The organism is Streptomyces sp. NPDC001594 (assembly GCF_042893675.1).
In the GTDB taxonomy this organism is placed as follows: domain Bacteria; phylum Actinomycetota; class Actinomycetes; order Streptomycetales; family Streptomycetaceae; genus Streptomyces.
Genome location: NZ_JBIAVB010000009.1, coordinates 69,814 through 95,799 on the forward strand (window position 1 = coordinate 69,814; position 25,986 = coordinate 95,799).

Annotated in this window: 30 protein-coding genes and 2 pseudogenes; 19 read left to right on the top strand and 13 right to left on the bottom strand. The window is 71.6% G+C overall.

Features of this window, described 5'->3' with window-relative positions; translation table 11 throughout:
- Together ACFY0O_RS19260 and ACFY0O_RS19265 are read right to left on the bottom strand one after the other, a co-directional pair.
- Positions 1-741 carry a DUF6193 family natural product biosynthesis protein gene (locus tag ACFY0O_RS19260; RefSeq protein WP_388947855.1) on the bottom strand — a complete coding sequence of 247 codons (741 nt, stop codon included), beginning with the start codon at positions 739-741 and terminating at the stop codon, positions 1-3.
- A gap of 212 nt (positions 742-953) precedes the next feature.
- The gene (locus ACFY0O_RS19265) at positions 954-1,601 is read right to left on the bottom strand and encodes a helix-turn-helix domain-containing protein (RefSeq protein ID WP_388948223.1); all 648 of its coding nucleotides are present in this window, start codon (positions 1,599-1,601) and stop codon (positions 954-956) included.
- 28 nt (positions 1,602-1,629) lie between these two features.
- Between ACFY0O_RS19265 and ACFY0O_RS19270 the strand changes: the two genes are divergently transcribed.
- From ACFY0O_RS19270 to ACFY0O_RS19290, 5 genes are all read left to right on the top strand, one after another.
- Positions 1,630-2,025 carry an anti-sigma factor gene (locus tag ACFY0O_RS19270; RefSeq protein WP_388947856.1) on the top strand — a complete coding sequence of 132 codons (396 nt, stop codon included), beginning with the start codon at positions 1,630-1,632 and terminating at the stop codon, positions 2,023-2,025.
- 789 nt (positions 2,026-2,814) lie between these two features.
- Positions 2,815-3,327 (top strand): hypothetical protein, encoded by a 513-nt coding sequence (locus ACFY0O_RS19275; RefSeq protein ID WP_388947858.1) that lies wholly within the window; start codon positions 2,815-2,817, stop codon positions 3,325-3,327.
- Between the two features lie 973 nt (positions 3,328-4,300).
- Positions 4,301-4,579 carry a GlsB/YeaQ/YmgE family stress response membrane protein gene (locus ACFY0O_RS19280; protein WP_385874689.1) on the top strand — a complete coding sequence of 93 codons (279 nt, stop codon included), beginning with the start codon at positions 4,301-4,303 and terminating at the stop codon, positions 4,577-4,579.
- A gap of 597 nt (positions 4,580-5,176) precedes the next feature.
- Entirely contained in the window at positions 5,177-5,893 is a 717-nt protein-coding gene (locus tag ACFY0O_RS19285; RefSeq protein WP_388948226.1) for a hypothetical protein, read from the top strand.
- 59 nt (positions 5,894-5,952) lie between these two features.
- Positions 5,953-6,129 carry a hypothetical protein gene (locus ACFY0O_RS19290; protein ID WP_388947860.1) on the top strand — a complete coding sequence of 59 codons (177 nt, stop codon included), beginning with the start codon at positions 5,953-5,955 and terminating at the stop codon, positions 6,127-6,129.
- 306 nt (positions 6,130-6,435) lie between these two features.
- On the opposite strand, the gene ACFY0O_RS19295 is transcribed toward ACFY0O_RS19290, so the two are convergent.
- A complete protein-coding gene (locus ACFY0O_RS19295) occupies positions 6,436-6,633 on the bottom strand; it encodes a hypothetical protein (RefSeq protein ID WP_388947862.1) in 198 nt (65 codons plus the stop codon).
- Between the two features lie 296 nt (positions 6,634-6,929).
- A complete protein-coding gene (locus tag ACFY0O_RS19300; RefSeq protein WP_388947864.1) occupies positions 6,930-7,631 on the bottom strand; it encodes an NAD(P)-dependent oxidoreductase in 702 nt (233 codons plus the stop codon).
- A gap of 122 nt (positions 7,632-7,753) precedes the next feature.
- Here ACFY0O_RS19300 and ACFY0O_RS19305 point away from each other — a divergent pair, with 122 nt between their 5' ends.
- Together ACFY0O_RS19305 and ACFY0O_RS19310 are read left to right on the top strand one after the other, a co-directional pair.
- Complete coding sequence (locus ACFY0O_RS19305; protein ID WP_388947866.1) at positions 7,754-8,470, top strand: TetR/AcrR family transcriptional regulator; 717 nt, start codon at positions 7,754-7,756, stop codon at positions 8,468-8,470.
- Between the two features lie 807 nt (positions 8,471-9,277).
- Complete coding sequence (locus tag ACFY0O_RS19310; RefSeq protein WP_388947868.1) at positions 9,278-9,694, top strand: hypothetical protein; 417 nt, start codon at positions 9,278-9,280, stop codon at positions 9,692-9,694.
- A 342-nt stretch (positions 9,695-10,036) separates the two neighbouring features.
- Here the strand turns inward: ACFY0O_RS19310 and ACFY0O_RS19315 are convergent, their stop codons facing one another.
- Positions 10,037-10,267: a DUF5133 domain-containing protein gene (locus ACFY0O_RS19315; protein ID WP_388947870.1), complete on the bottom strand. Its 231-nt coding sequence runs from the start codon at positions 10,265-10,267 to the stop codon at positions 10,037-10,039.
- Between the two features lie 159 nt (positions 10,268-10,426).
- The gene (locus ACFY0O_RS19320) at positions 10,427-11,164 is read right to left on the bottom strand and encodes an SDR family oxidoreductase (protein ID WP_388947872.1); all 738 of its coding nucleotides are present in this window, start codon (positions 11,162-11,164) and stop codon (positions 10,427-10,429) included.
- Between the two features lie 138 nt (positions 11,165-11,302).
- On the opposite strand from ACFY0O_RS19320, the gene ACFY0O_RS19325 reads away from it, so the two are divergent.
- The gene (locus ACFY0O_RS19325; protein WP_388947873.1) at positions 11,303-11,875 is read left to right on the top strand and encodes a TetR/AcrR family transcriptional regulator; all 573 of its coding nucleotides are present in this window, start codon (positions 11,303-11,305) and stop codon (positions 11,873-11,875) included.
- Positions 11,876-12,105: 230 nt separating this feature from the next.
- Positions 12,106-12,297 (top strand): hypothetical protein, encoded by a 192-nt coding sequence (locus tag ACFY0O_RS19330; protein ID WP_388947875.1) that lies wholly within the window; start codon positions 12,106-12,108, stop codon positions 12,295-12,297.
- A gap of 138 nt (positions 12,298-12,435) precedes the next feature.
- Here the strand turns inward: ACFY0O_RS19330 and ACFY0O_RS19335 are convergent, their stop codons facing one another.
- The 3 genes and pseudogenes from ACFY0O_RS19335 to ACFY0O_RS19345 all read right to left on the bottom strand — a co-directional run.
- Positions 12,436-13,077 (bottom strand): carbonic anhydrase, encoded by a 642-nt coding sequence (locus tag ACFY0O_RS19335; protein ID WP_388947877.1) that lies wholly within the window; start codon positions 13,075-13,077, stop codon positions 12,436-12,438.
- Positions 13,078-13,197: 120 nt separating this feature from the next.
- Positions 13,198-13,752: an SUKH-3 domain-containing protein gene (locus tag ACFY0O_RS19340; RefSeq protein WP_388947878.1), complete on the bottom strand. Its 555-nt coding sequence runs from the start codon at positions 13,750-13,752 to the stop codon at positions 13,198-13,200.
- Positions 13,753-13,955: 203 nt separating this feature from the next.
- Positions 13,956-14,099: pseudogene (locus ACFY0O_RS19345) on the bottom strand (IS5/IS1182 family transposase); the annotation flags it as partial.
- A gap of 187 nt (positions 14,100-14,286) precedes the next feature.
- On the opposite strand from ACFY0O_RS19345, the gene ACFY0O_RS19350 reads away from it, so the two are divergent.
- The gene (locus ACFY0O_RS19350) at positions 14,287-14,868 is read left to right on the top strand and encodes a suppressor of fused domain protein (RefSeq protein WP_388947880.1); all 582 of its coding nucleotides are present in this window, start codon (positions 14,287-14,289) and stop codon (positions 14,866-14,868) included.
- Positions 14,869-15,171: 303 nt separating this feature from the next.
- Positions 15,172-16,008: a hypothetical protein gene (locus tag ACFY0O_RS19355; RefSeq protein ID WP_388947882.1), complete on the top strand. Its 837-nt coding sequence runs from the start codon at positions 15,172-15,174 to the stop codon at positions 16,006-16,008.
- 210 nt (positions 16,009-16,218) lie between these two features.
- Here the strand turns inward: ACFY0O_RS19355 and ACFY0O_RS19360 are convergent, their stop codons facing one another.
- Both ACFY0O_RS19360 and ACFY0O_RS19365 read right to left on the bottom strand, forming a co-directional pair.
- Positions 16,219-16,569 (bottom strand): STAS domain-containing protein, encoded by a 351-nt coding sequence (locus ACFY0O_RS19360; RefSeq protein WP_388947883.1) that lies wholly within the window; start codon positions 16,567-16,569, stop codon positions 16,219-16,221.
- 409 nt (positions 16,570-16,978) lie between these two features.
- Positions 16,979-17,176, bottom strand: a complete 198-nt coding sequence (locus ACFY0O_RS19365) for a hypothetical protein (protein ID WP_388947885.1) — start codon at positions 17,174-17,176, stop codon at positions 16,979-16,981.
- Positions 17,177-17,584: 408 nt separating this feature from the next.
- On the opposite strand from ACFY0O_RS19365, the gene ACFY0O_RS19370 reads away from it, so the two are divergent.
- Complete coding sequence (locus tag ACFY0O_RS19370; protein ID WP_388947886.1) at positions 17,585-18,094, top strand: hypothetical protein; 510 nt, start codon at positions 17,585-17,587, stop codon at positions 18,092-18,094.
- A gap of 319 nt (positions 18,095-18,413) precedes the next feature.
- Complete coding sequence (locus tag ACFY0O_RS19375) at positions 18,414-18,845, top strand: Imm1 family immunity protein (RefSeq protein ID WP_388947888.1); 432 nt, start codon at positions 18,414-18,416, stop codon at positions 18,843-18,845.
- An 85-nt stretch (positions 18,846-18,930) separates the two neighbouring features.
- Here ACFY0O_RS19375 and ACFY0O_RS19380 read toward each other — a convergent pair whose 3' ends face one another.
- The gene (locus ACFY0O_RS19380; RefSeq protein WP_388947890.1) at positions 18,931-20,427 is read right to left on the bottom strand and encodes a carboxylesterase/lipase family protein; all 1,497 of its coding nucleotides are present in this window, start codon (positions 20,425-20,427) and stop codon (positions 18,931-18,933) included.
- 137 nt (positions 20,428-20,564) lie between these two features.
- On the opposite strand from ACFY0O_RS19380, the gene ACFY0O_RS19385 reads away from it, so the two are divergent.
- From ACFY0O_RS19385 to ACFY0O_RS19410, 6 genes and pseudogenes are all read left to right on the top strand, one after another.
- Complete coding sequence (locus tag ACFY0O_RS19385; protein WP_388947892.1) at positions 20,565-21,161, top strand: TetR/AcrR family transcriptional regulator; 597 nt, start codon at positions 20,565-20,567, stop codon at positions 21,159-21,161.
- Between the two features lie 613 nt (positions 21,162-21,774).
- On the top strand, positions 21,775-22,662 hold the full coding sequence (locus ACFY0O_RS19390; RefSeq protein WP_388947894.1) for a DUF2268 domain-containing protein: 888 nt from the start codon (positions 21,775-21,777) through the stop codon (positions 22,660-22,662).
- Positions 22,663-22,730: 68 nt separating this feature from the next.
- Positions 22,731-22,877, top strand: a pseudogene (locus tag ACFY0O_RS19395) (TetR/AcrR family transcriptional regulator); the annotation flags it as partial.
- A 47-nt stretch (positions 22,878-22,924) separates the two neighbouring features.
- A complete protein-coding gene (locus ACFY0O_RS19400) occupies positions 22,925-23,314 on the top strand; it encodes a cupin domain-containing protein (RefSeq protein WP_388947896.1) in 390 nt (129 codons plus the stop codon).
- A gap of 14 nt (positions 23,315-23,328) precedes the next feature.
- Positions 23,329-23,913 carry a DUF4865 family protein gene (locus tag ACFY0O_RS19405; RefSeq protein WP_388947898.1) on the top strand — a complete coding sequence of 195 codons (585 nt, stop codon included), beginning with the start codon at positions 23,329-23,331 and terminating at the stop codon, positions 23,911-23,913.
- Between the two features lie 241 nt (positions 23,914-24,154).
- Positions 24,155-25,147: a sigma-70 family RNA polymerase sigma factor gene (locus tag ACFY0O_RS19410; RefSeq protein WP_388947900.1), complete on the top strand. Its 993-nt coding sequence runs from the start codon at positions 24,155-24,157 to the stop codon at positions 25,145-25,147.
- 161 nt (positions 25,148-25,308) lie between these two features.
- Here ACFY0O_RS19410 and ACFY0O_RS19415 read toward each other — a convergent pair whose 3' ends face one another.
- Complete coding sequence (locus tag ACFY0O_RS19415) at positions 25,309-25,977, bottom strand: DUF998 domain-containing protein (RefSeq protein ID WP_388947902.1); 669 nt, start codon at positions 25,975-25,977, stop codon at positions 25,309-25,311.
- Positions 25,978-25,986: the final 9 nt, after the last annotated feature.

Here is a 25,986-nt window from a genome sequence, read left to right on the forward strand (position 1 = left end):
TCATCTGCCGAGTGCGACCGGGCCGAGGTCGGGCGGCAGGTGGCGTACGGCCAGTGCCACGGCCTCGTGCGGTGTGGCGAACAGGCCGAGGTCTGGAGTGATGAAACCCCTTCCCACACCGTACGTGCCGTCGCTGCCCGCGGTCAGGCAGGGTCCGCACAAGGTCAGGCTCGGTCGGGTGGTGGCGGAGAAGCGCAGCGCCCAGTGGCTCGTGAACGGGTAGAGGGCGCGCAGCGCCGGCTCGGCGTACGCCGCCTCGATCAGGGCCTGGTACGACTCCTGCCAGGCGTGCTCCAGGTCGGCCGCCTCCTGGCGCATGCCCTGCCACTCGGATTCCGTCAGACGCACGGGATCGTTGTCGGGCACCTCGAACCGGCCGGTCAGGTGCACGAAGGGGGCCGCCCGGCGGATGTCCTCCAGGGGCGCCCCGTCGTGCCACGCCCGCGCGGCCCTGGCGACTTCCGCCAGGGCCGTCGTCTCGCCATCGACGAGGGGCAGGCCCTGGAACGGCTCCTCGCCCCGGATCGACCACTTCCGTTCGTGCTCCCATGCGCTGATCCGCAGCGGCTCGCGGTGCGGCAGGGTGCTCGCGACGGACGCGTGCAGCAGCGGAGCGATGTCCGAGGACGTGACGGGGACGGCGCCGAGGCGGCCTTCCGGCTCGGCCCGAAGCGCGGTGGCGAGGCTGCCGCAATTCGCGACGTCGGGGTACAGAACGGCGGGATCAGGAGGGGTAGGCACGGCCCTGAGTATGCCTGACCTGCTGATTCCAGGAGCAGGCAGACCGGCTCCCTCAGTGGTGGGGCGCCTTCGCGCGGAGTGGTCGTGCGCGGCTCTCGGGGCGGGCAGGACTGGTGGTGGGCATGCCGTGGCTCGCTTCAGCCCTGCGCTGCCCGCTCACGCGCAGGTGTCGAGCACCGCCTGCAGCCGATCGCGCTCGGCCTCGGTGAGGTTCAACCAGTCACGATGTCAGGTGCGATGTCCAGCACCAGGAGCGCCGCCGCCACATGGGTCGGGTTGTCCTCCACCTTGACGGCCGAGAGCTCGTTGGCGCGTGAGACCCGCCGTTCGACGGTGTTGCGGTGCGCGTAGAGGTTGGCGGCCGCCCGGGTCGTACTGAAGCCGCACTGTACATAGGTGAGCAGTGCCTGCCGCAGCGCTGTGTCGGCTTCGGCCAACGGCCCGAGGGTGTTGATGACGAACCGGCGTGCGCCGGGCCGGTCCTTCGTGAGCGCGTCGATCAGCTCGACGTCGGCGTAGGCGGTGAATCGCCGGTCGGACCCCAGCCGGATCACCAGCGCCTGCGCCGCGAGGGCGTCCTGGTGGCTGGAGCGGAATCCTTCGAGTCCGCGTCCCGGCCTTCCCAAGGCCGCGCGGACCTCGTCGGCCGCCGCGAGGTCCTTCTCCACGTGGTGGGGGTCCGGGACGGCTTCCCCGGAGAGCCAGATCCACCGGGACGTGGCGCTGGCGCGCGCCACCAGGGCGCTTCGGCCGGCGGCGGAGCGCACGGCGGCGATCGCCTCGTCCAGGGCGCCGGCGTCCTGGGGATCATCGACCCAGAGGACGAGGCCCACGTGCCACCGCGCCATCCGGTAGCGCAGGTGCCCTTCGGCGAGGTCCTCCGCCGCGGTGTGGCAGGCGCAAAGCGGTCAGGACCTGCGCCGGCAGGCCCGCCAGGCGCAGCAGCAACTCGACTCCGTCAGCGCCGTGCTGGCAGCACCCGATGCCCGCACCGTCCACGGCAGGGCCGTCAACGGTGCCGTCACCACCGTCGTCGCCTCCGCCCGGCAGAACAAGGCCGTCTTCACCACCGTCAACCTCCCCGCCCCCGGCACGGGCAAGACCTACCAGCTGTGGCTCGAGCACGACGGAACGATGCGTCCGGCCGGACTCATCGACCACGACGGCAGCGTGCTCCTCACCGGCGACCCCGCCGACGCGGGCGCCGTCGGGCTCACCCTCGAACCCGCAGGGGGCTCTCCCCAGCCCACCACCACCCTGCTTGTGATGACCCTGCCCGCCTGACCGGGCGCCCGCAGCGACAGATCGAGGGCGGGGACACCCTCGGCGGCTTCCGCCTGTCCGGCGGGCACCTGGACCGCGACACCTCGGGCTGGGCGCGAGCGAGGGAGTACCGGAGAGCTACGGCCCGTACAGAGGAGCGGTCCGCGTTCGGGGCCCCGGGCCGGAGGAGGCCGGGGTGGGGGGCGACTTTTGCGCCGGCGTGGCGGGCGCGGAGCGCGAGCAGCATTCCATGGCACGCCACCAGCGGCCTTCCCGGTCGGCGACGACAGCCAGCACGAACGCACCGCCGCACCGCCAAGGCCGCTTGCACAGCTTGCGGTCAGCGGGACGGGCGTGGATGCGGCAGGTCAGTTCGGCACGCGCAGTAGGCGTCGGCCCGAGGCGCGGCGGCTGCCTTCAGGTGGGCCTTGAGGTGAGAGACCGGGGCCCAACGGCCGGCGGCGGCTTGGCAGGCGATGTTCGGAACAGAGGGCGGCTGCACGAGACGCGTACGGCGCCGCTGCCGCGCCCGGCGGCTTCCAGAATGCAGATCCACCGCCGCGCCTCCTTCAACACAGCACGAGCATAGCCACCCTGCAATGTCGATCACCCGACGGATGGTCACGGGGTGCCCCGGGCCTGGACTTCCGCAGGGTAGCCAGAGGCGACGCAGGCGCTCGCGGGTGGACCGGTCGGCCTCATGCCGGCGGAGTCATGAAGCCATAGCAGGATTGATCTTGGACGCAGCCGGTGCGCCGCACCTAGCGTCGTCGGTGTCCGATCGACCCGCCAGATGGGGGGGGACCAGCCATGGTCACCGAAGGAAACCCGCGCCACACCGCCAACCGCCGCACCGTACGCACACGGATCGCCGCCGTGTCGCTGGCCGCCGCGGCGGTCGGCGTCCTCGCCGCCAACGGCGCCGAGGCCGGCACCCCGGCCCGGGGCGGGGTAGAGATCGTCGAGGCGCAGCTCCGCACCGAGCAGTGGCACGTCATCGACGCCGCCCCGGAGGGGCCGAGCCTGGGCGACCAGGACGTCTACTCCGGCACCGTACTCAAGGGCGGCCGTGAGGCCGGCCGCGGCGCAGGTTCCTGCCAGGTGGTCCGTGTGGACGGCGCAGACGTCACCACCCAGTGCGTGCTCACCTTGGAGCTCGAACGCGGCTCCGTGACCCTGCAGGCGATGTGGACTAAGGGACCGGAGCCGCTCGACATGGCCGTCACCGGCGGGACCGGCGCGTATCGCAACGCCCGGGGGACCGCCCGCTTCTGGGACGTCAGCACCCCGTCCGAGCGCGTGCGGGCCGAGATCCTGCTCTGACCCCTCGCCCCTGGCTTCCTGGGCCAGGCGGCCGAGCTCGCGTACCTCTGGCCGGACAGGGCGAGGGAAGCGCCCGGTCCTTTTGGTACCGAGGACAACGCGGGCAGCCGGTACCGCCCGACGGCCGTCGAGGGCGGCGGCGATCGCCTGAGCCATTGCGGCCACGAGGTAAAGCACGCTCAAGCCAACCAGGCACCGGTTGGCGAGGTCGGGGTCCAGGCGGTGGGCGGCGGCCGCCTGGGGCCGACCCTCGGCATACATAACTCCGGCCAGATGGCGGGCTGCACTGAACCAAGCCGGCTCCCCAGGGTCGGTTGCTGGTGGCGCGCCCACGCGGTACCTCAACCGCCTCGTGGCCGGGAGGGACATCCAGGTCGGGGGACGTGCCGCGGGCCATGGCCGTGCGGCCGGCGGGCTGCTCGGCAGTTCGCTGCAAAGCAGCTGGTGCCGGTCACTGCCACCGTGCGCGCCCCCGATCCATTCCCGACGGCCGGCTCAGGACGGCCACCACCCACCCCACCGCGGCCGCCACCCGGTCGCGGCCTGCTGGGCGCTCCGGGCCTGTCCGGTCGGCCGCTGCCCATGGACCTGGGGGCCGGCGCGGGCAGCCGACCGTGCAGGGCGCTTGGCGGGGTCTTGCGGCGTTGGCGGGCTCTGCGGTCAGTTCAGTCCGTGGTGGAAAGCCATGAGCTGGCCTTGCAGGCCGTGCTGGTCGCGGTAGACGGCCAGGGCGGGGCCGGCGGCGCGCTGCCATGGGCGGGAAGTCTGGTGCCGCGGCTCCAGCCATTGCCGTCGAACGCGGCTTGGCGCCCGGCGGTTGAAGACCGCACCCGGCTTCCCCCGAGCCTGGGGCCTTAGCGGGGCGCATGGCCACGGGTGCCGACTGGGTGGGTTTGAAATCGCGGCCGGCGCGCACGAGCGAAGTGACAGCGGAAACGACCATCACCTCACATCGAATGGGCGGAGGCACATCATGGGCATCATCGCGTGGATACTCATCGGGCTCCTGGCCGGTCTCATCGCCAAGGCCCTCATGCCGGGCAAAGACCCCGGCGGCATCATCATCACCACCCTCATCGGCATCGCCGGCGGACTGCTCGGCGGCTGGCTCGGCAAGGTGATCTTCGGCGTCGACTCCATCGACGGCTTCTTCGACCTCTCCACCTGGATCGCCGCGATCGTCGGCTCCGTCATCCTGCTGGCCCTCTACCGCCTGCTCACCGGCAACCGCCACTCCCACCGCCACGCCTAACCCCCGGCGACGGCCCCACACCACACGCGGGCGGCCGGTGCCCACGCCGATGGGACACCGGCCGCCCACGCATGCACGAAGCCGTCCCGACCAACATGAAGGTGCTCTCCCCCTTGGCTGTGGCGGGACCCAGAGTGCTCGCACGGGTATGCGGAGGAGCATCGAGCAGCTGAGTGTCGAAGCCGTGCGGTAGATCCGCGAAGCGGGATCGCGGAAGCCGCCGGGTTCAGAACGCAGGTGCCGCAGCGGCCTGCGGGGCCGCGGATCTCGCCGGTGACCACATCACCCACACCACCGCCCGCCGGGCCGCCTTCCCGGTCTCCGCCAAGTGCAGAGACCGCAGGCACCACGACTCGCCTCCTTCACAAAGGCCGCTTCCCGGGCCGCTCACGGCCGATCGTATGGAGCGGCGCCTCACCGAGCACCGGAACTGCTTGTCGACCAGTGCACTTGCCGAAGTGGCCCCCGGCCGGTTCCCGTGCTGGGCCACTTCGGTTCTCTATGCTCATGCGTCACGAATCGAAGAGCACGATCCCAGAAGGGAAGCCGCTCCGCGTCCCGTGAGCGGCGCACCCCACAGGAGAGGCAGTGACTGACATGTCTGGTAGCAGAGCCGCCGCCCGTATCCGCCATCCGCGCCATGAACGGCGCGGCGAAGCCAGACTGCCTGCGGTCGTCGCCACGCTGGCGGCCATCCTTCTTTACCTGGCGCTGCCGCAGAAGTTGTTGATCGCTCCGCGCTACGTGCTCCCAGCGTTGGAGGCACTGCTCCTCCTGCCCCTGATCGCGATCAATCCGCGTCGTCTGACGCGCCAGACGAAGGTGTTCCGATCCTTGTCGGTGGCGCTGGTCATGCTCATCGTGGGGAGCAATCTGACCGCCCTCGGCATCCTCGTCCACGAACTCCTCTACGCCGGAGTCGACGATGGGCGTTCTCTTCTCGTGGCGGCACTCCAGGTATGGCTGACGAACATCATCGCGTTCGGGCTGGCCTACTGGGAACTCGACCGCGGCGGCCCCGTCAGCCGTACCCAGACCCCTCGTGAAGACCTGCCACTCGCCGACTTCCGTTTCTCGCAAGACGAGAACGACGATGCCGTGCAGGAAGTGGCAGACGGCGCCAGCAAGGTCTCCGACTGGGTCCCCACACTGGTCGACTACCTGTACGTATCGGTGACCAACTCGACCGCCTTCAGTCCGACCGACACGATGCCCCTGTCCGTGCGCGCCAAGATGCTCATGGCCGTGCAGAGCGTGGCGGCGCTGCTGACGTCGCTTCTGGTCATCGCCAGGGCGGTCAGCATCCTGCGGTGAACGCCGCACTCCTCCGCCGTCGAATCCGAGGTGTCCCCCGCGCTCAGCGTGAGGCCACCGTGCTGATTCTCCGGGGTCTGCGCGCCCTGACCACCTGGCCCGGCAGCCCAGCCCCCGACCTTCCGCGCGTCCCCGCCACCCTCGCTCGCTCCCGCTCCACCACCACCCCCACCGGCGCCGCCCCCGGGGAGCCAGCCGTGCCCGCGCACCAGCAGGACATGATCAGCGCGGCTTGACCATGCTGTTCGGCGAACAGCCAGTGGTCGTTCGCCGAACGCGAGCCACGCCCGTCCAAACCCTCGGAAGCACTGCCGGACAGGACAGACCGAGCAAGCGGCGGATCACACGGGTGCGAGGACGAACCAACTGGGGCTGTTGAGGCGCGAAGCGTTCAACCTGATCCCAGCGAGCCTGCCACTTCGGCGGCGACCCCCGCCGGGATCCCCGCACCGACCCTCAGGAAGCCACGTTGACGCGCCTAGCCGACTCCCCGCGCGTGATCGCCGTCAGCAGCATCGGCTCCCCCGGCGGCCTCAATACCACTACAGGCCCAGGGTCAGCAGGATCGTGACCGTCGGCGGGACCGTCGCGATCCATCCCGCCCAGCGGCCGGCTCTGGCCAGAGCGGGGTGGCGCCGGGACAGCCAGAAGGCCACCGCGAGCAGTGGAGTGGCCGTCCAGGACCCGAACCAGCAGACCGTGACGACCGCAACGGTCTGAGGATGAACCTCTGCGGCCATCCCGGCCAAGGCCCCGAAGACGAATGCCACCGGAGTCAGGGCCACCGCCAGGGCCGTGACCCATCGCAACACCACATCAGACGCTGGGGTTTCGGCGGGGCGGTCGGTTGCCGGGGAGGGGGCTGTCTCGTGCATGGGTACAGCCAAGCGGCTCCGGGGCCGGTTCGCCTGCGCGGGCGTACTCAGGGGCGGCAGGTCTTCGTACTCATCCGGGCGCCGGGGCCGTCACGCGGAGCTGCGGGCCGTGGCCGATCCAAGATCCCCCTGGGGATCTTGGAGGCCCCTGCGGCGGTGTTTCAGTAGCCGATGGTGAAGCGGCGCTGGACGAAGCGGGGCAGTTCCGCCTCGTCGACCAAGGCGATGGCGGCGTCCTCCGCGGAGATACGGCTGCGGCCGTCGGCATCCCGGACCGCCTGATCACCACCGACCCGGAAACGGCCGGTCCGCTCGCCAGGGGCGATCTCCTCGGCGGGGCTGAAGTAGGTCCAGAGCCGGTTCGACGTGCGCAGGACGTTCAGGCCGTCCCGGGCGCCGCGCGCCGCGGCCGCGTACTCGCGGGGAAGCCCGAGCTGATCGAGGGTCTCGTGCATCCGCTCGACGTCGTCGGCAAGAACCACTCCGGGCGCTGTCTCCAGACTGCCGGCCCCGCCGATCACGATGAGCCGGGTCCGGGGGTGGCTCTCCAGGGCCTTGAGTAGCGCCCGGGCTGCGGTCGAATGGACCGTGGGGTCGGCTATGGACCGACGCACGGTGTCCGCGATGTCCTTGGCTGCGTTGCCCGGTTGGAACCCGCTGATCAGTACATCCAGACCGGGCAGGATCGCGGCGATGCTCGCGGGGTCGAGGACGTCCACGCTGGCCCAGGTGACGTTCGCTCGGCTCTCGTTGATCTGCGAGGCATCGCGGCTCAAAGCCATGACGCTGTGCCCGCGGCCGAGGGCCTCCGTGACGACCCGGCTGCCGATGGTGCCGGTGGCACCGATCACTCCGATGTGCATGGTTCTCCCCTTGTTCATGCCCGGACGTACGGGCTACCGGCATCGTTTGGACGCCGTGCGAAAACTATACGCCGTATAGTTTGAGTACGGCAATCAATCCCGTGACGCTGTAGACTGAGCGCATGGTGAACACCGGGACCAGGGGGCGGCGTGAGCGGCTGCGGGCCGAGACGACTGCCGAAATCAAGAGCGTGGCGCTGGAGTTGATGGCTTCGGGAGGCCCGGGAGCGATCACACTGCGCGCCATCGCCCGCGAGATGGGCATGACCCCCAACGCCATCTACGGCTACTTCGCCACCCGCGACGACCTGGTCACCACGCTGATCAACGACGTGTACACCTCGCTCGCCGACGCAGTCGAGGCCGCCTGGGACGCCACGCCCGCCACGGACCCGGCCGCCCGGATCCGGGCATGGGCGCACGCCTTTCGCGGCTGGGCGCTGGTCAATCCCGAAGGTTTCCGCCTCATCTACGGCGACCCGGTGCCCGGATACATCGCGCCCGAGGGCGGCGCCGCCCCGGAGGCCGCGCAGCGGGTCTGTACGGCTCTGACCGGGCTCGCGGACGCGGCCTGGCCGCATGCGGAATCCCTCTACGCGGACGGCGACTTCCAGTGGTCCGACTTCGACCCCGGCCTCCTCGACAAGGTCCGCCCCACCTTCCCCGACCTTCCCCCGGCCGGCGTGGCCCTGGCACTGCGGATCTGGGGTCACCTCCACGGCCTGGTGTCACTGGAGGTCTACGGCCATCTGCACCATCAGACCGTTAGCCCGGAGAAGCTCTTCCACGAGGAACTGATCCGACTCGTCGCTTCCTTGGGTATCGCACCGAAGGGCTGACGGCGTTCGGGACCGCTGGACGCACGAGTCGGGCAAGGTTTCGGTCACGCGCCCCTGCCGCATGGCAGCGAGCCTCGCGGGCAAGCGCCTGCCGGAAAAGGACCCGGGCATGGCGGGGCACTGCCGGGGCCCATTCGCGATCACGCCCACCCCGTGGCCTTCATGGGTTCGGCGAGGCATTCGCGGAGAAATTCGAACACGTGTTTCCATTGGAGGGTGAGACCACCGTTCCGCTTCCCTGAGGACCTGATCGCCCTGCAACAGGCGTGGCAGCAGACCTACGCCGCCCTCGCCCAGGCCCCCGCCGGGACCGGCACGACGGCCCTGCGGCGTCGCCTGCTCGCCCTGTCGGGACGCCTGTGCACCCACTCCTACTGGACCGTCCCCACCGGTCGGCGGGCCGGTGCCGCCGACTTGCGCCTCGCCGCCCGAGCCCCCAGCGGCCCGGGCCCCGAGGGAGGACCGCAGCATGAGCCACCCCCCATCGAGGCCGCAGCCCCGCGGCCCACGCCGGACTCGACCGGGGCGTGCACCGGGTGCCGCCGACCCACGACGCACTACGGAGCCGGCGCCAGCGCCCTGTGCACACCGTGCCAGCGGGCCCGGGCGGAGCGCCTCGCTCGCACGTGACCGTGACCTCAAGGACCGGGAGAGCCCTGGGATTGCCCGGCCGTGGCAGTCACGGATTGCGGGGTGCGACGGGCTGTGTCAGCGTGGTTAGCCGGAAGCTGGGGGATGTCAGGGGCGGGGACCACCCGAGGAATCCCGGACGAGGGGAAACCCATGAGGCACATTCCGAGTACTGCCGTGAGCGCAGCCGCAGCGCTGCTCCTGTCCGTCGGCGGAGCCACCGCCGCCTTCGCGGCCGATCCGAGCCCCAACCAGAGTGCCGCGGCCGCGCAGTTGTGCACCGATCTCAACAAACTCCGGTCCGACGCGACGGCACTGTTCGGGCTGAAGCCGGCGTCCGCGACCAAGGACCAGGTCAAGGACGCGTACAACGACGTCAGGGACGGCTGGGACGCAGTCTCGAAGTCCACGGCGGAATGGAACGCCGCCCAGAAGGACGCCGTGAAGTCCGCGGCAGACGGGCTGAAGAAGACCTGGGACGGCCTGCCGGGCGACGCCACCGGTGCCGAGGCCGCAACCAAGCTGAAGCCCCAGGCCCAGATGCTGGACAGTGCGGTGAAGTCCGCGCGGACCGGCCTGAAGTGCCCGGGCTGACCACCCGGCTCGGAACCCCGACGATGATCCCCGCGACGTGTGACCACGCCGCGGGGATCACTCGCAACAGGCCAGTTCCGGCCGCTACCCGCACGGCTAGTTTGGGGGTGACTCGTCGGCTCGCTGGTTGCCGAGGCCGATCTCCGGCATGTGTGTCTCGGCACTGCGGCCACATCGTCCCGCTGCACCGGCCGCACGCCCTGCTCACGCTACTGCGTCCGTTCCTGGCCGGTGAGGACGCGAAAGCAGCGTGACGGGGGCGGGGCTGGCAGGGGGGTGCGTGCCGCCGTGCGGAGGGTAAGAGGCGACAACAGGTGCTCAGTTGATCCCGCGACAGCGCGGTCAGCGGGGGGCGAGTACGGAGTCGTCGAGAGCGCCCGTGCCAGGCAGGTGGTGCCGAGCGGCTATCAGCGCGGCGTGCACGTCCGCCGTGCCTGTCGCCACGCACAGGGCCTGCTCGACGTACCGCAGTTCCTGGCGTACGGGCGAGGCATCGTCTGCGGCGTCGAGTACGGACAGTGCCCAGTAGCGGTCGACGAGGCCGGGGAGCACGGCCGGGTGAGCCATCAACATGAGATCTGCCTTCCGCCAAGTGATCGATCTTGTGGCCGTCGCTTACCCTGCCGATCACGGTTGAATCCCGGGATGCGCGCGCCGCCGCCCCCTTCCCTCGCGACCGGGAGGCGTCTTCCTCCGCGTCCAGCCCGCCGAACGCCGGCTACACCTGCGCCTTCAGGCTTGCGCGGTGGGGCGCACGACGATCTCGCTGACGTCGACGCCATCGGGTTGTTCGATGGCGTAGCCGATGGCGGAGGCAATGGCCGAGGGCGGCATGGCGATCTCGTCCCGCTGCCGGGTCATCGCGGCCGCGACGTCAGGGCTGACCCCCTTGCCGATGCCTTCGGTATGGGTGAAGCCGGGTGAGACGAGTGTGACGCGCAGGTCGGGTCCCGACTCCTGGCGTAGGCCCTCGGTGAGCACCTTCACCGCCGTTTTGGTGGCCGCGTAGACCGCCTGGGGGGTCTTGACGACGTAAGCCGCAGTGGAGCCGACGTTGACGAACTGGCCGAAGCGCTGCCGGCGGAAGATGGGCAGGGCCGCACCGATGCCGTTGAGCAGGCCGGTGATGTGGGTGGAGACCATGGCGTCCCAGTCGTCTTGGCGCAGGTCGTCGAACGGTGAGACGGCCATCGTGCCCGCGTTGGAGACGAGGACGTCGAGCCGACCGTACTGGTCGAGGGCCGTGTCCGTCAGCCGCTGGAGGTCTTCGCGGCGCGTCACGTCGACGACGACACCGGTGGCGGTGCCACCCTTCGACGTGATGCCGTCCACGACGGCGTTCAGCCGCTCTTCACGCCGGGCCCCGAGCACGAGTTGGGCGCCCCGCGCGGCGAGGTAGGACGCGGTTGCCTCACCGATGCCGCTGCTGGCACCTGTGATCGCGATGACTTTGCCCTGGATGCCCGACATGATCGGTTTCCCTTCTTGGGGGCGCCTCATCCCGATGGCCTACAGTGAAACCGGAGGAGCCCCCAGTTAGACCAATCTAAGTGGGGGCGTATCCGGTTAGCAAGTCGTCGGGCTTCGAAGAGGGGATGGCAAGCACGAATGACGGATGGAACGCTTCGGCCGCTGCGCGCTGACGCACGGCGGAACAGGGAGAAGATCCTCACGGCCGCCGTACGCGTCTTCACGACGGAGGGGCTGGATGCGCACCTGGAACGCATCGCCAAGGAGGCGGGCGTGGGCAGTGCGACCCTGTACCGCAACTTCCCCACCCGGGAGGCCCTGATCGAGGCGGTCTACCGCAACGAGTTGGCCCATCTGTGCGAAGCCGCCCCCGCTCTGCTGGCACAGAAGCCGCCGACAGAGGCCCTGCGCGCGTGGACACGCCTGTTCCTGGACTACGTCACCGCCAAGTACGGCATGATCGACGCCCTGCGCGCCGTCGCCGCGACGGGGGGCAATCCTTATGGCCACAGCCGGGAAATGATCCAGGCCGCCATCACCTCACTCATGGACGCCTGCACGGCCGCCGGGGCGATCCGCACCGACATCCAGCCCACCGACATCGGCGCCGCCCTGGAAGGAATCGCCCTCACCTCGGCGGGTGCCGAACACCGACAGCAAGCGGAGCGCCTGCTCGACCTCACCCTGGACGGCCTCACGGTCCGCCCCTGAGCGGTCGATCGCCACACAGGCCCAGCGGCAGCCCGCACCGGCACCGCCGCCCCTCAGAGCCGCCCCACACGGCGGGAGCCAGGCACCCCACCGACGCCTCCGGCCGCCACCCGCAGCCCCGCCCTCCTGCGGCTGGACCGGGCACAGGCAGCAGCTTTCGGCTTTCATGATCACTGCCCGGTCCGTAGGCTGGCCCGGACGCGACGCGCATCGATCAACAAGGGGGCCAGATGAGCAACTTGAGCGACAGCATGGCAGCGAAGTACAACGACCTGGCGTGGCGGCACAGCACGAGCGCCAACGAAGCCTTCCAGTCCTGGATGCTCCGCAAGGAGCAGGAGGACCATGCGGAGGCGATGCTCCACGCCCAGATGGCCACCATGTACGCGGGCATGGCCGCAGCCGCAAAGCTCACCGGCTGACGACTGCGCCGCCACCTGCGGGGGGTGGCCCAAGCGGGTTCGGCCCCGTACGACGCCGCAGCCGCTGCTCGGCCCGCCGGCCGGCTGGCCGGTCGGCGACGCTCGCGGGGCGGGTGGTCCGCGCCAGTGACCAGGCGGTCAGGCCGCGCTGGGAGCCGCTGTGTCAAGGCCGCGCGTGGCGACGAGCTGTGCGCTGCCGTCGCCCAAGCGGTAGGAGAGCCCCACCACGCCGAGGCGTCCCTCGGCCACCCGGTCGGCCAGGATGCGAGAGCGTTCCAGCAGCAGGTCCACCGTCTGCTCGATGTGCTCGGCCAGTATCTCCTCGGCACTCTCGCGTCCGGCGGCGCGGGCCGCCAGCACGCTCGGCGTCACCCGCTCGACGACGTCGCGGACGAATCCGCCCGGCGTCTGCCCGTCCTCCAAGGCAGAGCAGGCCGCACCGACGGCGCCGCACGAGTCGTGGCCGAGGACGACGATCAGGGGCGCGCTGAGGACAGCCGCGCCGAATTCGATCGAACCCAGAACTTCCGTTCCCGCGACGTGTCCGGCGGTGCGCACCACGAAGAGGTCACCCAGGCCGCGGTCAAAGATGATCTCGGCTGCCAGCCGGGAGTCGGAGCAGCCGAACAGCACGGCGAAGGGCTGCTGGGACGGTGCGGTCTCGGCGCGGCGGGCAGCGTCCTGATTGGGGTGCTCGGGGGTGCCGGAGACGAAGCGCTGGTTGCCGGCCATGAGCAGTTCGAAGGCATCACGGGGTGTAAGCGGCGGAATCTCAGTCATGGAACGAAGGCTACGGCCGGTCTCGCACAGGCGCTCGACCGGGGGCCCACGCACCGGCACCTGCGGAGGAGGCTCGGGGGAGGCCTGGCTGCGGCGAGCTGCCTGTGCGGTGGGGATGAGTCAGGGGTGCTTACGCCGACGGACGCGGGACCGCGGGCGCTCGGGACGGTACAGGACTTCCGGCGGGACGGGCAGGCGGGGCTCCAGCGGGCTTCGGTCGAGCATGAGTCTGCCCAGCCCCGTGAGCGCGTCCGCCCCGAGCCGGCCCAGTATCGCGTCGAAAGCCCCGTACAGGCTGCCGCTGTCACCGACCAGCAGTACACAGTTCCGACCTGAGAACTCCCCCACCGGGAACACGGGCTCCCCCGCCGCCCGGCTCCACGTCCCGACCCAGCCCAGAATGTCCGCGCCGCCGCCGATGTCGATGTCGGTCTCGCCAGAACTGTTCCGCGGATCGGCGAACACCAGATGCAGTCCACCGTACTGAGCCAGGAACTCCCGTGCCGCGCGCGGCGCCGGCCCGTACTGCGCCACCATGTCCGGCCTGGGGCCCGGTCCCGCGCTCCGACCGGGCTTCCACCCCGCCGCACGCAAAACCTCCGTCGCGGCCGCACGGTAGGCCTCGTGGAGGGGGCCGGCATCGAGGGGTGGTACTCGTCCTGGGGCAGTGCTCATCGTCCGGCTCCGGTCGCGTCCTGGTCACCTGGGGAAGGGCGCGGCGCCGCAGCCACGCCGGACGAGTATCACAGGGGCCGCGCACCCCCGCCGCACACGGCGGTCTCGGTCAGTTCCGCCTGCTGCCCGCGCGCGTGCGGTCTGAGCGTCGGAGGGGTTTCGACGGGCAGCGCGCCAGGGCGGCGCTCGTGTTCTCGCGCGGAGCGGGTGGCGATCCCGCGCCATTGCTTGAGGCGGTGGAAACAGCGTTCCACGACGTTGCGGCGCAGGTAGGCGGCCTTGTCGAACCCGTGGGGCCACTCGCGTCGCCGTCCGCCGCCGGCCAGTTGGGCGACCCGCTTGGGGAGGTGGCCTTGACACGTGTAACGGCACCGTCGTCGAGACCGGCACCGACTCCTGCCGCCTCGCCGGCCGATACCCGAGCCCGAGCCGAGGAGCCGGTCCAGGCCGGCTGGACCATCCGGGGCCGCCTTGTCTGCGGCGGGGCGGACGCACTGCCAGGACGCCTGGGCCAGCCGTGAGATCCTCTCCCTCATGTTCGAGAGCGAGCGCAGCAAGCGGGCGACAGCAGGCGTCGAGGCCCACGTTCGCGGCTTCTTCACCGGCCACATGATCACGGTCAGTGATCACGACCTGGGACCTGGGCGAAGGGAAGCGGTTCCCAACCTGCGGATCCTCACCGTCAGCCCAGGACCGCGCGCCGACAGCTGGGCCTACATCACCGCCGGCTGCTGGCCCACGGCCGAGACGGACGGCCACGGCCTCGAATTCGTCCTCACCGCTCCCGTCCGCGACGAACGCTTCGTTGAGCTCCTGACCATGACCGCCTGTTACCACGCCGATCGCCATCTGGATCTCGAGCACAGCCTGCCCATCGGGGAGCCGTGGCTGCCCGGATCCGACTGCGACCACCTGCTGATCAGCCTGCCCTACCTCCACGGCCCTGACCTGGAGCACTGCCCGCTGCCGGACGGCCACGCCCGTATCCTCTGGGCCCTGCCGGTCACCGCGGCCGAGATGGCATACCGCCGTGAGCACGGCCACGAGGCCCTTGAACAGCGCTTCGACGAGCACGCGATCGTCCCCACCGATCCAAGGCGTCCATCCGTCGCCTGAACCTCGCGACCGGCGTATCGGTCGGCGAGCGGCCGCGGACGCCTGCACCCAGGTCCGGGGGCCACCCCCGGAACCGGTGGTCACTCCATGTCACGTTAGCTGGGGCGGCCCAGTGCGCTGGGGTGACGACATCACTCCAGGTCAGGGCCTTTTGCAGCTATTTTGAGCGGCGTGTCGCCGGGGCGGGAGGGCGGCTCCGGTTGCGATGCGTGACGGGGTGGCGGTGAGTAGTACGGGGCATCCACCCCGCCCCGGGCCGACTCCGGCCACACCACATCGTCATCACCGAACAGGAGCAAGCCGTTGTCCCGTATGACCCGCTATTGCGTACCCGCCGCCCTCTGCGTGACCCTGCTGACCGCGTCACCGGGTATCGCGGCAGCCGCCCACGACCCTGGGCAGCCGCCGACCGCCGTCACGGGACAGGCCGTCCCCGGCAGTGAAACGCTGCTCGCACAGGTCCAGTCGCTCGGTGCTGCCGCCGGGGTGCTGGAGCCCGTCACGGGTCTGCTATCGGCGGTGCTGAAGTCGCCGGACGGGAAGGTGTCGGCGGCCGAACTGGCCGCGGTCAAGTCGAAGATCGAGCCCGCCTTCGCGGACCTGAAGAAGTCCGTGCCCGCCGCGCAGACCCCGGCGAAGCCCGTCGTCACCACCCCGGAGAAGCCCGCTGTCCCGCCGTCGGACCCGGTGGTGAAGCCTCCGGTGGCGAAGCCGGCCGACCCGGTAGCGAAGCCTCCGGTCGCCGAGCCCGCGAAGCCGGCCGACCCGGTGGCCCAGCCGCCCGTCGCCCAGCCGCCCGTCGCCCAGCCGCCGGTCGCCCAGCCCGCGAAGCCCGCCGAGCCGGTGGCTAAGCCGCCGGTCGTCGCGCCCGCGAAGCCCGCCGAGCCGGTCGCGCAGGCCCCGGCCGCCGTGCCCGCGAAGCCGCCCACCGTGCTTCCGGCGGCCGCCCCCAAGTCCGCCCGTGTCGAGCAGGCTTCCGCCGCGATCGACAAGCTCAAGGGCTCCGTCGACAGCCTGCTGATGGTCGCCGAGAAGGGCGCCACCACCGCCGACGCCAAGGCCAAGGCCAACACGGTCGTGTCCGACCTCGGCACAGCCCTGGTCGCCCTGCTCAACGTCCAGAAGGCCCCCACCGCCTGAGTGTGGTCCCGCAACGAGCCGTCCCCGGCGTCCTCCGGGCGCCGGGGGCGGCTCACGTACACCCCACGCACGGGCGCACCCGCCTCCCCTGGAACCGACTGCGCGGCCCCGCCCGGTGTCCTCAACCACGACGACGAGTGGCTACCTCGACAGCCGGCCCGGCGGTAGCGGGGCCGGCGGTATCGGCGTGAGCCGGTCGGAGCCCGGTGGTCAGAACGGCGGGGCGGGCTCGATCAGGAAGAGGCGGGTGGTGCCGGTGAGTTCCAGTAGGCGCAGCACCTGGTCTCTCGGTGCGGCCAGGTAGAGGGCGCGGCGGACGTCGGCCGCAGCTGTGCGGGCCTCGAGCAGTGCGTTGAGGCCGGCGGAATCGCAGAAGTCCAGGTGTTGCAGATCGACGACCACGTCGGTGGGCAGCGGATCGCGGGCGAGCGCGGCCAACAGTGCCCGGCGGAAGAGGGGTGCGGTACCGCGGTCGAGGTCGCCGAAGGGACGGATGACGGCGGTACCGCCGCGCGTCTCGACCTCGATGCCGGGAGCACCGGCCTCGCCGTCCTGCTGCATGCCCCTGCCTCCCTCCGGTCGCTCCAGCCCGCGCACGCAAGAGGTGCCGGGCCGGCGTCTCTGACGGCCGGCCCCGCAGGGGAACCCCCTGTCAGTGCCCTGCCCCGCTGCACATGCCCCGGCACGGGCGCCGCACGCCTCCAAGGGGCCAGACGGCCCTGCCGCCACGCGTCGCCTTCGCCCAGGGCCGCCCCGCCCGTCGGCACCGGCACTCGCGGCGCCCAGGGCGAGATCGTCCAGAAAACCGGCCGCACGCTCCGCCTCAACGAGGACGACTCCACCGAGGTCACCCGGATCATCGTGCCCGGTGTCGAAGGAGAACCCGGCGGGGCCTCGCTCGGCTGACGGCCGGGTCGCCGGGCGGCGGAATGGGAGTGAGGCCCCAAGGATGGGGCCCTCACCCAGACCGTCAGCCCTGGTCGCTGCTGCGCCCCCTGCTGTGATCGACGATCGCCTGGAGGCCTCGCGACTCGGGCTGCTTGGTGCCCTTCGTCGTGGCCTGCCGCGACTTCTCCCCCGCGTGCGACGCCCCACCCTTCTTCTCCGCCTGCTTGGCCTTGTCGGAGAGCTTTCCGGCCTTGCCCTGGGGCTGGTCCTTGGTAGCCATCGACTGCCTCTTTTCCTGGTTCACAGCTCGAACGGGCCGGTCGGCCCATCCCCACCACGCTCATTGCCACGAAGGCTGCACGCCACCTCTGCTCAGCCAACCGGCCGAAGGCCGGAACGCCCCGCGCAGGCATGAGGCCCCGCCGGGGAAGGGCTGTGGTCGGTAGCAGTGCCTTCGTGGCCGGAGCGGGCTGGGTCGTGGGCGAGCACGGTCAGGTCAGGGCGGAGGGTGACGGCTCCGGACTTGGTTCCGTTCCAGGTGAAGACATGGCCTCCACCAGGGCCCTCGCCCCGGCTCCTCCCGGGGGCGGCACCAGTCACGTTCGCGTTCACGCCGCGGCGAATTCCCCGGCCCGCGATCCGGCGCTCCCTGCACGGCGGTCCAGCACGACGGTCGGGGATGGGCTCCGTGGCCAACCAGGCGCGGACTGTGGTCAACTCCCCCCTTGTGGACACCATTTTGGCCAGCGTGGTGGCCGTCGCCGGTACGCTGATCGGCTCTTTGAGCACGTACCTGTTTCAGCGACGGACCGCCGAGCACGCGCACGCCGTCGCCCGGGAGGAACGTCTACGGCAAGAGCGCCTGGCCGCCTACAGCGGGTATGCCAGCGCCGTCACGGAGCTGAAGCGCGCCATCATCACCCTGTGGTTCCGCCGGCGGGCCTCCCCCCACGACCGGGCCTCCTCCACGGCCGCGCAGCAGGAGGGCGACCGCCTCGGAGCCGCGGCCGAGTCCGCCGCCTCCCACCTCCGGCTGGTGGCACCCGACCCGGCCCTCGATCAGCTGATGGACGCGGTCTCCGCCAAGCTCGCTGCGCTGGCAGAAGCCGAGAACCGGCAGCGGGTTGCGCGCATCGAGGGCGAGTTCGAACAAGCGGTGCGTGCGTTCCTCGATGCGGCTGCCGAATGGATCTGCTGACGTGCAGGGCAGCATCGCGGCCGAGCGCTACGACCGTTTCCCGGCCGGCAGCGTCGAGGACCACCGAGGGCGCTCCGGTGATCACGGTGCCCAGAGCGGACCAGGCGTTCGCCTGGGCGGTGCCGCCCCGGTGGTAGAAGATCTCCAGCCGGCCGTCGGCGTTGCGGCCGACGGTGATCGGGCCGGCCGGGGCGGGACCGAGGTATCCGCTGTCCTCGGTGAAGGAGGCGCTGTCCGGCCCGCGAGTACGCCTTGTCGCCTGCGCGGCGGTAGCCTGCGTTGCTCCGGGCATGGCACGAGGGACGGCGAGGAGAACGGGATGCTGCGGGGCGCAGAGGCGTGGTTCACCGAGGAGCACCGGGATGCACCGGTGCTGCTCGATTCGGCGCATGCCGTCGACGCCATGATGGACGCGTTGATCGCCGCCGGCCCGCTCCGCAACACGGCCCAGCTGATTTCCCTGGACCGCCAGACGCTTTCGTCGGGCTGGCCGGACCACGAGTTCCTGGTCGGGGTCGGCGCCGGGGGGACGTTCGGCATCCTGTCCTACAGCACAGGTGACGAGGGCGCTTTGATCCCGGCCGGCGCGCCGACCGCGCCGGTGGCGACCTACATGCTCAACACCCACCCCCGTGAGTTCCTGGAGCCGACGGAAGTCCCGATCGACCTTGTGCGCGAGGCTGTGAAGGAGTTCGTCCTGTCCGGCGGGCGCCGGCCCACCTGCCTTGAGTGGCGGGAAGAGCCGTACTGAGCCCCAGGCGCGAAAGCCCGAGGCACAGGGGTGTTGTCCGGAGGCCCGCGACACCCGAGGCGCACTCACGGTGCCGGGCCCGGCGTCATCGGAGGTCGTAGGCGCTGAGGGTGCGCCCCGCCCAGACTTCGCGGGACGCCTGCTCGGGGTAGCGGACGGTCCGCGAAGTGGCGTCCAGGACTCGCGTCAGCTGCCGCTCCGGCTCGAAGGCGGCCCACCCCGGGTCGCCGGTGGTGGCGAACCGGATCCAGGCCTGCCGCAGCTCCCGGGAGACCCGGACGGCCTCAGGGGACGGCGGCTCGCCGAGGAAGTGGCGACCCACGGGGCTGTCCAGGGTGCCGAACGCGAGCGGGACGTCCAGGCCGTGGCAGGCGCCGAACGCGCCTTCCATCGCGGGGGCGGGGAGGGCGAGTGCGAAGAGGTACGAGGTGCCCCCGGCCGCGGCCGCCGTGTTGGCCTCGGCCAGCCGGAGGGACGGCATCCGGAAGAGGGCGTCGGAGCTGACCGCTTCGAGCAGGTCGGAGGCCGTGGCCTCCGGGTACGCGGCGCGGTAGTCGTCCGGTCCGGACGGCGAGGGGGCGAACAGGTTCAGGGCCAGGCGGGCCTCCTCGTCGGTGAAGGCGCCGTGCCGTCCGCTGAGGACGCTGAACAGCCTGAACTCGTCGCGGGTGTGACCCACCAGCAGGTCGACGCCGCCCACCCCGCCGGAGGCCAGGACGGACCACGGCGCGCCGGTCAGGACCTCGCCGTCCACGACCGGGACGGTGGCGATGCCGCTCTGCGCGAGCCGCCCCCAGCGCGCGAGGTGCTGCGGGAGCGCCGTGCCGAGGTCGGTGACCGCCGCGGCCAGGCGCCAGGGGTCGACCCCGGCCAGTCCGGCGGCCGTGGCGGTGGTGCCGAGCAGGTCGGCGAGTTGGGCCGTGACCTCGGCCGCGAGCGCCGGGGTGCAGAGGTTTCCCGGGACGCTGTGGGCGATCGCCCGCCGGAAGAGGCCGCGCGCCTCTCCCATCGTCAGGAGTGCGGCGACCGACCCGGCTCCGGCGGACTGGCCGGCGACGGTCACCTGGCCCGGATCGCCGCCGAACCGGGCGATGTTGCGCCGCACCCACCGCAGGGCGGCGATCTGGTCGAGGAAGGCCCGGTTGGCCGGGGCGCCCTCCAGCAGCGCGAAACCCTCTGCGCCGACACGGTAGTTGACGCTCACCACGACCAGTCCGGACCGGGCGAGCTCGACCGGATCGTACAGCGGGTCGTTGGCGGTCCCGGAGATGTAGCCGCCGCCGGGGATCCAGAACAGGACCGGCAGCCCGGCTCGGCCCGGGTCTGGGGTGCAGACGTTGAGCGTGAGCCAGTCGGTGCCCCCGGTCGGCTGCGCGGGCATCGGGCCGGACTGGGGGACGACGGGGCCGAACTCGAACGCCTCGCGGACGCCGTCCCACCGCTCCGGCGGGGCGGGGGCGGCGAAGCGCAGGGCCCCGACCGGCGGCTGGGCGTAGCGGATGCCGCGGAACACCGCGAGCCCCCGGTCCGCCAGGCCGCGGACGGTTCCCTCGGCGGTGTGGACGACGGGTTGCGTGAGCATGCGGAGCCCCTCCCTCGGAATGCTTCGGAACGCTTCGGAATGCCCGTCAGCGTTGTAGGTCACGTGTATTATGTCAAGCGTATTGGAAAGGCGCTGCCGGAGCCCCCGGCGGGCACGAGGACGGAAGAGGGGCGGCCATGCCCAAGCAGGTGGACCACCAAGAGCGCCGCGAGGCCATCGCCCGGGCGCTCTGGCGGGTGGTGGACCGGCGGGGCGCCACCCACCTGACGATGCGCGAAGTCGCCCAGGAGGCGGGCATGTCGCTCGGGCAGCTCCAGCACTATTTCACCTCCCGCACGGCGATGCTCACCTTCGCCATGGACTTCGCCGGCGAGCAGAGCGCCCTGCGCGTCGGCCGCGTGCTGGCGGAGCTCGGCGAGCGGCCCCACCCGCGCGCGGTGCTGCGGGCGATGCTGGTCGAGCTGTTGCCGCTGCACGCGGACGCGCGGGCGACCAGCCGGATGAGCGCCGCCTACGTGCTGGAGGCCCTGCACGACGAGGAGGTCCACGCACGGGCGCGGGCCGGACTGGTGCGGGGGCGGGCGATGGTCGAGCAGGTGGTCCGCCAGGCGGTCGCCGACGGGCTGATCGCGGCTGACCGTGACCCGGTGGTGGAGACGGACCTGCTGCTCGCGCTCACCGGGTTCACCACCCTGCTGGAGCTGGACGTGGTCGGGCCCGCCGCCGTCCTCACCGCCGTCGACCGGCACCTGGAGCGGTTGTTCGCGGCTTAGGGCGGGCCGTCGAAAGCGTGGAGGCGTACCGGAGGCCGGCGGCGCAGGACGGGCCAGACCGGCTGCGGCCACGGCGGCTGTGCCGCGCCGCGCGCAGCGCCACCCTCACCCCCGGATCACCAGAGCCCGCGCCACCGGGGCTCTCGACGAAGCAGTACCGGTGCGCGCGGGGACGCGGGCGGCGTAGCGTGGTGCGGTATGGATGAGGTTGTGGAAGCCAGGGGTCCGAAGGTTCCGCCGAGTTTTCCTCCGAAGTCTCCGCCGCCGCAGAGGAAGCCCGTGGAAGCGCCCCGGCCGCGCCCCGCCACGAAGCCGAAGGCGGCGTGCGGGTGTCCGCCTGCGCGCCTGCGGGGTTCCGCGCGGGTCCCCCTGCGCGGCGCGGACCGGTGTCAGATCAGGTCGGTGCGGGGGTCGACGGCCCAGTGGTTGGTTTGCAGGACTTGACCGGCGAAGGGCACGTCTCGCGTGCCCAGGAGTCGGAAGTCGTGAGGCCACAAGGTCACGGTTCCCGCCACCACGTCCGGCTCCGCCTCATCGGGCACGATCATCTTGGGATGAGTGCCCTACCCGAGGGCTTGATCCTCACGTAGGGGGAGGTCCTACGGTCCCTGTCATGAAGATCATCGTTCAGGACACGGCGTCCGCCATGCTCGATCTCCTGCAGCGCCCGCTGGAGGAAAGGCCTGATGCCCTACGGGAGATGTTCAGCCCCCTGCAAAGCGCCATGTCCGCGATCGGCGACCTGGACATGGTCCAGATGCACCAGGCGGGCAGCGGCTTCCGCATCGACGTGGAGGACGCCCGTTACGCGGCAGCACTGCGGCAGATGCAGGACGCACAGGTATGGAACCAGATCGAGGACCGTCTCGCCGCAGCCTGGACATGGCTGAACGCAGCCCTGCCCGGGGTCAAGACCGCCGAGACCGTCCATGTCGTCCTCGCACTGGGCAACCCCGACGACGAACTGCTGACCGTCCACAACGGCGGCTACTTCGGAATGGGCGGCATTCCAGGGGCGATCCAACTGACGATGTGGCCCACCGAGACCAGCCTCGCGAAGATCGGATACGCCGCAGCGCACGAGCTCCACCACAACGTGCGCTACGCCAACGTGATCTGGGATCCGGCCACCGTCACCGTCGGCGAGCAGGTGGTGGCCGAGGGGCTGGCCGAGGCGTTCGTGCGCGAGCTGGCCGGTGAAGAAGCGATGGGGCCGTGGGCGACGACGTTGTCCGGCCGGGAACTGGAGCAGGCACAGGCCAAGGTGACGGCGGCGGTCGACGTGGCCGGGATGGCGAACCTGCCCCCGTACGTGTACGGCGACGCCACCGCCCGACGCATGGGCTGCGAACCCGTCGGGCTGCCCGACGCCGCGGGGTACGCGGCCGGGCTGCGCATCGTCGACGCCCACATCAGGGCCTCCGGTCTCACCGCAGCACAGAGCACCGCTCTGCCCGCCCGCGAGATCCTCAGGAACGCGGGCGTATCCACCAGCATGTGACCCGCAGCACGCGGACGCCGTCCCCGAATGCGCCGCGTCGAGCACTCAGGACCGACAGGGCAAACCGGACCCCGTACGAGCGAATCCGGGCGTATCTGGAGCGCGAGCGCGACGTGTTGCGCGGCTGCCCCGTGGGCCGCCTGACGATGGACCCGGATGTGATCGCGAACGAGGATCTGCGGGCCCCGGTGGACGAGACGATCGCCCGGCTGCGTCCAGCAGCTCGCCCGCGGCCTTCGAGGGGAGTTGAGGAGTTTCCCATATGTACATCACGACAAAGCGGCCCGACAGCGTACAGGGTCCCGCGGAGCACTTCACGGGCACGGTGTGGCTCGACGAGATCGCCGCCCCGCGGCCACCGTCCCGGTTGCGGATGTTCAACGTGCACTTCGCCCCCGGCGCGCACACCGCCTGGCACCGCCATCCGCAGGGCCAGGTCCTGCACGTCCTGGAGGGCGCGGGCCTGGTCCAGTGCGAGGGCGGTGACGTCGAGGCGATCCGGGCGGGCGACACCGTGTGGATCGAGCCCGGTGAACGGCACTGGCACGGCGCCGCTCCCGGCGCCTTCATGACGCATCTCGCCGTCGTGGAGGCGGCCGAGGACGGCTCGACCGTCGAATGGCACGAACACGTGGACCACTACCCCGCCTGAGGAAGGACCTCACGATGCACGCCATGCAGTACGAGATGACCCTGCCCGCCGACTACGACATGGGCATCATCCGCGACCGTGTCTCCCGCCTCGGGCACGCCCTCGACGACTGGGACGGCCTCGGCTTCAAGACGTACCTGATGCGCGAGCGCGGGGTGCAGGGCTCGCCGGTCAACCAGTACGCGCCGTTCTACCTCTGGAACACCATGGAGGGGATGAACGCCTTCCTGTGGGGAGGCGCCTTCCAGGGGCCCGTCAATGACTTCGGGCGGCCCGCCGTGCGGCAGTGGACGGGTCTGTCCTATGAGGAGGGCGCCGCGGCCGGCTCCCCCGCCGTCGCCGCGGTACGCCGGCGACAGCGGGTCCCGGAGGGCGTGACGCTGTCCGAGTTCATGGAGGACACGGTGCGCGAAGCGGGTCGGCTGGCCTCGCAGGAAGGCGCCGTACTCGCCGCGGCCGCCGTCGACTCGCACCGCTGGGAGCTGGTCCACTTCTCGCTCTGGGACCACCCCGCACCCAAGGCCCCGGGCGACGTCTTCGAGGTGCTGCACGTATCGGCGCCCGGAAGGCGGGTACTGCCGCGCGGACGGCAGTGGTGAACCGCGTCCGCACGGTCCTCGGAGCCGTGCGCCCCGATGACCTCGGCGTGTGCGACGCCCCCTCTTCCCGCGCAGCCCGTCTCCGGGGCGCGGTCGGTCGACGGCGGCCGCGGGACGCTCCCGGGCGGTCCTTCGTCGCGGTCCACTCCGCGGCCGAAGTCCCTGACCTGTGCGTAGTGTTGCGGCAGCCGGATCGGTGCCGTCCCTGCGCACCGGGGGCTCGGGCTCGGAGGGGTACGGCATGAGGGAGACGGGGGCGGGTTCGATGGTGGAGGAACTGGAGGCGTACCGGAAGGAGTTGACCGGGTACTGCTACCGGATGCTGGGGTCGTACGCGGAGGCCGAGGACGCGGTGCAGGAGGCGCTGGTCCGGGCGTGGCGGAACGCGGAGCGGTTCGAGGGCAGGTCGTCGGTCCGCTCATGGGTGTACCGCATCGCCACCCACGTCTGTCTGGACGCGCTCGCCGCGGGCAAGCGGCGGGCGTTGCCGATGGACCTGTCCGGCCCGGCGGACGGCGCCACGCCGCCGGGAGCGCCGGCGGCGGACCAGGCATGGATCGATCCCCTGCCTGGGAGCGACCCGTCGGCAGTGGCGGAGGCCTCCGAGTCGGTGCGGCTGGCGTTCGTCGCCGCGCTGCAGCACCTGCCGCCCAGGCAACGGGCCACGCTGATCCTGCGGCAGGTCCTGGGCTTCTCCGCCCGCGAGGTCGCCGACCTGCACGGCTCGACCATCGCCTCCGTCAACAGCGCCCTCCAACGGGCCCGCGCCACCCTCGCCGACCGCAGGGAGGCAGTCGAGGGGCCGGCCACACCGGCGCCCGAGGGCGTCCGGCGCATCCTGGCCGAGCGGTACGCGGCGGCGTTCTCCCGGTACGACATGGAGGAGCTGAAGCTCCTGCTGCACGTCGACGCCACCCTGTCCCTGCCGCCGTACGCGAAGTGGATGCGCGGAGTCCGCGACATCGAATCGTGGCTGGCCGGGCCTGCCATCGGCTGTCGGGGATCCCGGCTCGTCCCTACCGTGGCGAACGGCTCCCCGTCCTTCGGGCAGTACCGCCCGCGTGCCGACGGAACGGGCTACGAGCCGTGGGCCCTCCAGGTCGTCGAGTTCTCCGGAGACCGGATCACGAGCATCACGGCCTTCCGCGACACCGCGCGTCTCTTCCCCCAGTTCGGCCTGCCGGACCGCCTGGGCGCCGAGACCGGCCTCACGGTCCCAGCGGTGTTCGCCTAGGGCCTGTCCGGCGGATCAGGGTCGGACAGGCCGCGGTGTCCGGCGCGGTGCATCGCAAGGCGCCGGAGCGTCTCGATAGCGGAGCTATTGGGGCGTTTCGGCAACGCCGCGAGGCGCCGTGCCGGGCGCCGCGGCCCCGGCCATGATCCGCCGGACAGGCCCTAGCGGCCTGTGGGGGCGCTCGCGAGGCGGGCGGTCAGCGCGCTCAGCCACAGCAGACCGAGGCCGGCCCCCAGGGTGAACGCCAGGACCGACGCGGCCGAGGCCGCGAATCCGGCGAGAACCGCCACCGGGACGACCCTGGATGCCATGGCCCAGCCCCGCGTGCCCCGGGCCGCGAGCGGACGGGCCAGGACGAAGAAGGCGGCGCACAGGGTGAGGTAGCCGACCATCCCGCCGAACATGTGGACGGCACCGTGACCGCTCAGCACGGTCACCTCGGGTGCTCCGGCGGGGAAGCCCGCCCCGGGGTCGGCCGGGAAGGCGCCCGCGACCCAGAAGGAGACGCCGAAGACACCGACCAGGGCCGGCCCCCACGTGCCGCCCGGACCACCGCGCAGCGCCGCCCGCAGTCCGGCCGCGCCCGCGACGAGCAGCGCACCGGTGATCACGAAGCTCACCGTCTGGATCCAGCCCTCCTCGCCGAGGGCAAGCTGGCTGATCGCGTTCCGCGTGAAGTCGAAGCCGTCCCGTGCGAGAGCCTGGGCGACCCCCGCTGCCAGGAACAGCGGTCCCGCCACCACGCCGCCGGCCACGGTCCACCGCACCGCCGGGCGCCTCCCGGGCGCAGCAGGGACGACCTGGCGGGGAGCGGTGAGCATGTCGGTCATGGCGGAGCC

Bases quoted from the DNA above. Each gene is read 5' to 3' on its own strand.
- ACFY0O_RS19275 (WP_388947858.1), top strand. From the start codon at position 2,815: ATGGTCACCGAAGGAAACCCGCGCCACACCGCCAACCGCCGCACCGTA.
- ACFY0O_RS19280 (WP_385874689.1), top strand. From the start codon at position 4,301: ATGGGCATCATCGCGTGGATACTCATCGGGCTCCTGGCCGGTCTCATC.
- ACFY0O_RS19285 (WP_388948226.1), top strand. From the start codon at position 5,177: ATGTCTGGTAGCAGAGCCGCCGCCCGTATCCGCCATCCGCGCCATGAA.
- ACFY0O_RS19295 (WP_388947862.1), bottom strand. From the start codon at position 6,633: ATGGCCGCAGAGGTTCATCCTCAGACCGTTGCGGTCGTCACGGTCTGC.
- ACFY0O_RS19300 (WP_388947864.1), bottom strand. From the start codon at position 7,631: ATGCACATCGGAGTGATCGGTGCCACCGGCACCATCGGCAGCCGGGTC.
- ACFY0O_RS19305 (WP_388947866.1), top strand. From the start codon at position 7,754: ATGGTGAACACCGGGACCAGGGGGCGGCGTGAGCGGCTGCGGGCCGAG.
- ACFY0O_RS19315 (WP_388947870.1), bottom strand. From the start codon at position 10,267: ATGTTGATGGCTCACCCGGCCGTGCTCCCCGGCCTCGTCGACCGCTAC.
- ACFY0O_RS19320 (WP_388947872.1), bottom strand. From the start codon at position 11,164: ATGTCGGGCATCCAGGGCAAAGTCATCGCGATCACAGGTGCCAGCAGC.
- ACFY0O_RS19325 (WP_388947873.1), top strand. From the start codon at position 11,303: ATGACGGATGGAACGCTTCGGCCGCTGCGCGCTGACGCACGGCGGAAC.
- ACFY0O_RS19330 (WP_388947875.1), top strand. From the start codon at position 12,106: ATGAGCAACTTGAGCGACAGCATGGCAGCGAAGTACAACGACCTGGCG.
- ACFY0O_RS19335 (WP_388947877.1), bottom strand. From the start codon at position 13,077: ATGACTGAGATTCCGCCGCTTACACCCCGTGATGCCTTCGAACTGCTC.
- ACFY0O_RS19340 (WP_388947878.1), bottom strand. From the start codon at position 13,752: ATGAGCACTGCCCCAGGACGAGTACCACCCCTCGATGCCGGCCCCCTC.
- ACFY0O_RS19350 (WP_388947880.1), top strand. From the start codon at position 14,287: ATGTTCGAGAGCGAGCGCAGCAAGCGGGCGACAGCAGGCGTCGAGGCC.
- ACFY0O_RS19360 (WP_388947883.1), bottom strand. From the start codon at position 16,569: ATGCAGCAGGACGGCGAGGCCGGTGCTCCCGGCATCGAGGTCGAGACG.
- ACFY0O_RS19365 (WP_388947885.1), bottom strand. From the start codon at position 17,176: ATGGCTACCAAGGACCAGCCCCAGGGCAAGGCCGGAAAGCTCTCCGAC.
- ACFY0O_RS19375 (WP_388947888.1), top strand. From the start codon at position 18,414: ATGCTGCGGGGCGCAGAGGCGTGGTTCACCGAGGAGCACCGGGATGCA.
- ACFY0O_RS19380 (WP_388947890.1), bottom strand. From the start codon at position 20,427: ATGCTCACGCAACCCGTCGTCCACACCGCCGAGGGAACCGTCCGCGGC.
- ACFY0O_RS19385 (WP_388947892.1), top strand. From the start codon at position 20,565: ATGCCCAAGCAGGTGGACCACCAAGAGCGCCGCGAGGCCATCGCCCGG.
- ACFY0O_RS19390 (WP_388947894.1), top strand. From the start codon at position 21,775: ATGAAGATCATCGTTCAGGACACGGCGTCCGCCATGCTCGATCTCCTG.
- ACFY0O_RS19400 (WP_388947896.1), top strand. From the start codon at position 22,925: ATGTACATCACGACAAAGCGGCCCGACAGCGTACAGGGTCCCGCGGAG.
- ACFY0O_RS19405 (WP_388947898.1), top strand. From the start codon at position 23,329: ATGCACGCCATGCAGTACGAGATGACCCTGCCCGCCGACTACGACATG.
- ACFY0O_RS19410 (WP_388947900.1), top strand. From the start codon at position 24,155: ATGAGGGAGACGGGGGCGGGTTCGATGGTGGAGGAACTGGAGGCGTAC.
- ACFY0O_RS19415 (WP_388947902.1), bottom strand. From the start codon at position 25,977: ATGACCGACATGCTCACCGCTCCCCGCCAGGTCGTCCCTGCTGCGCCC.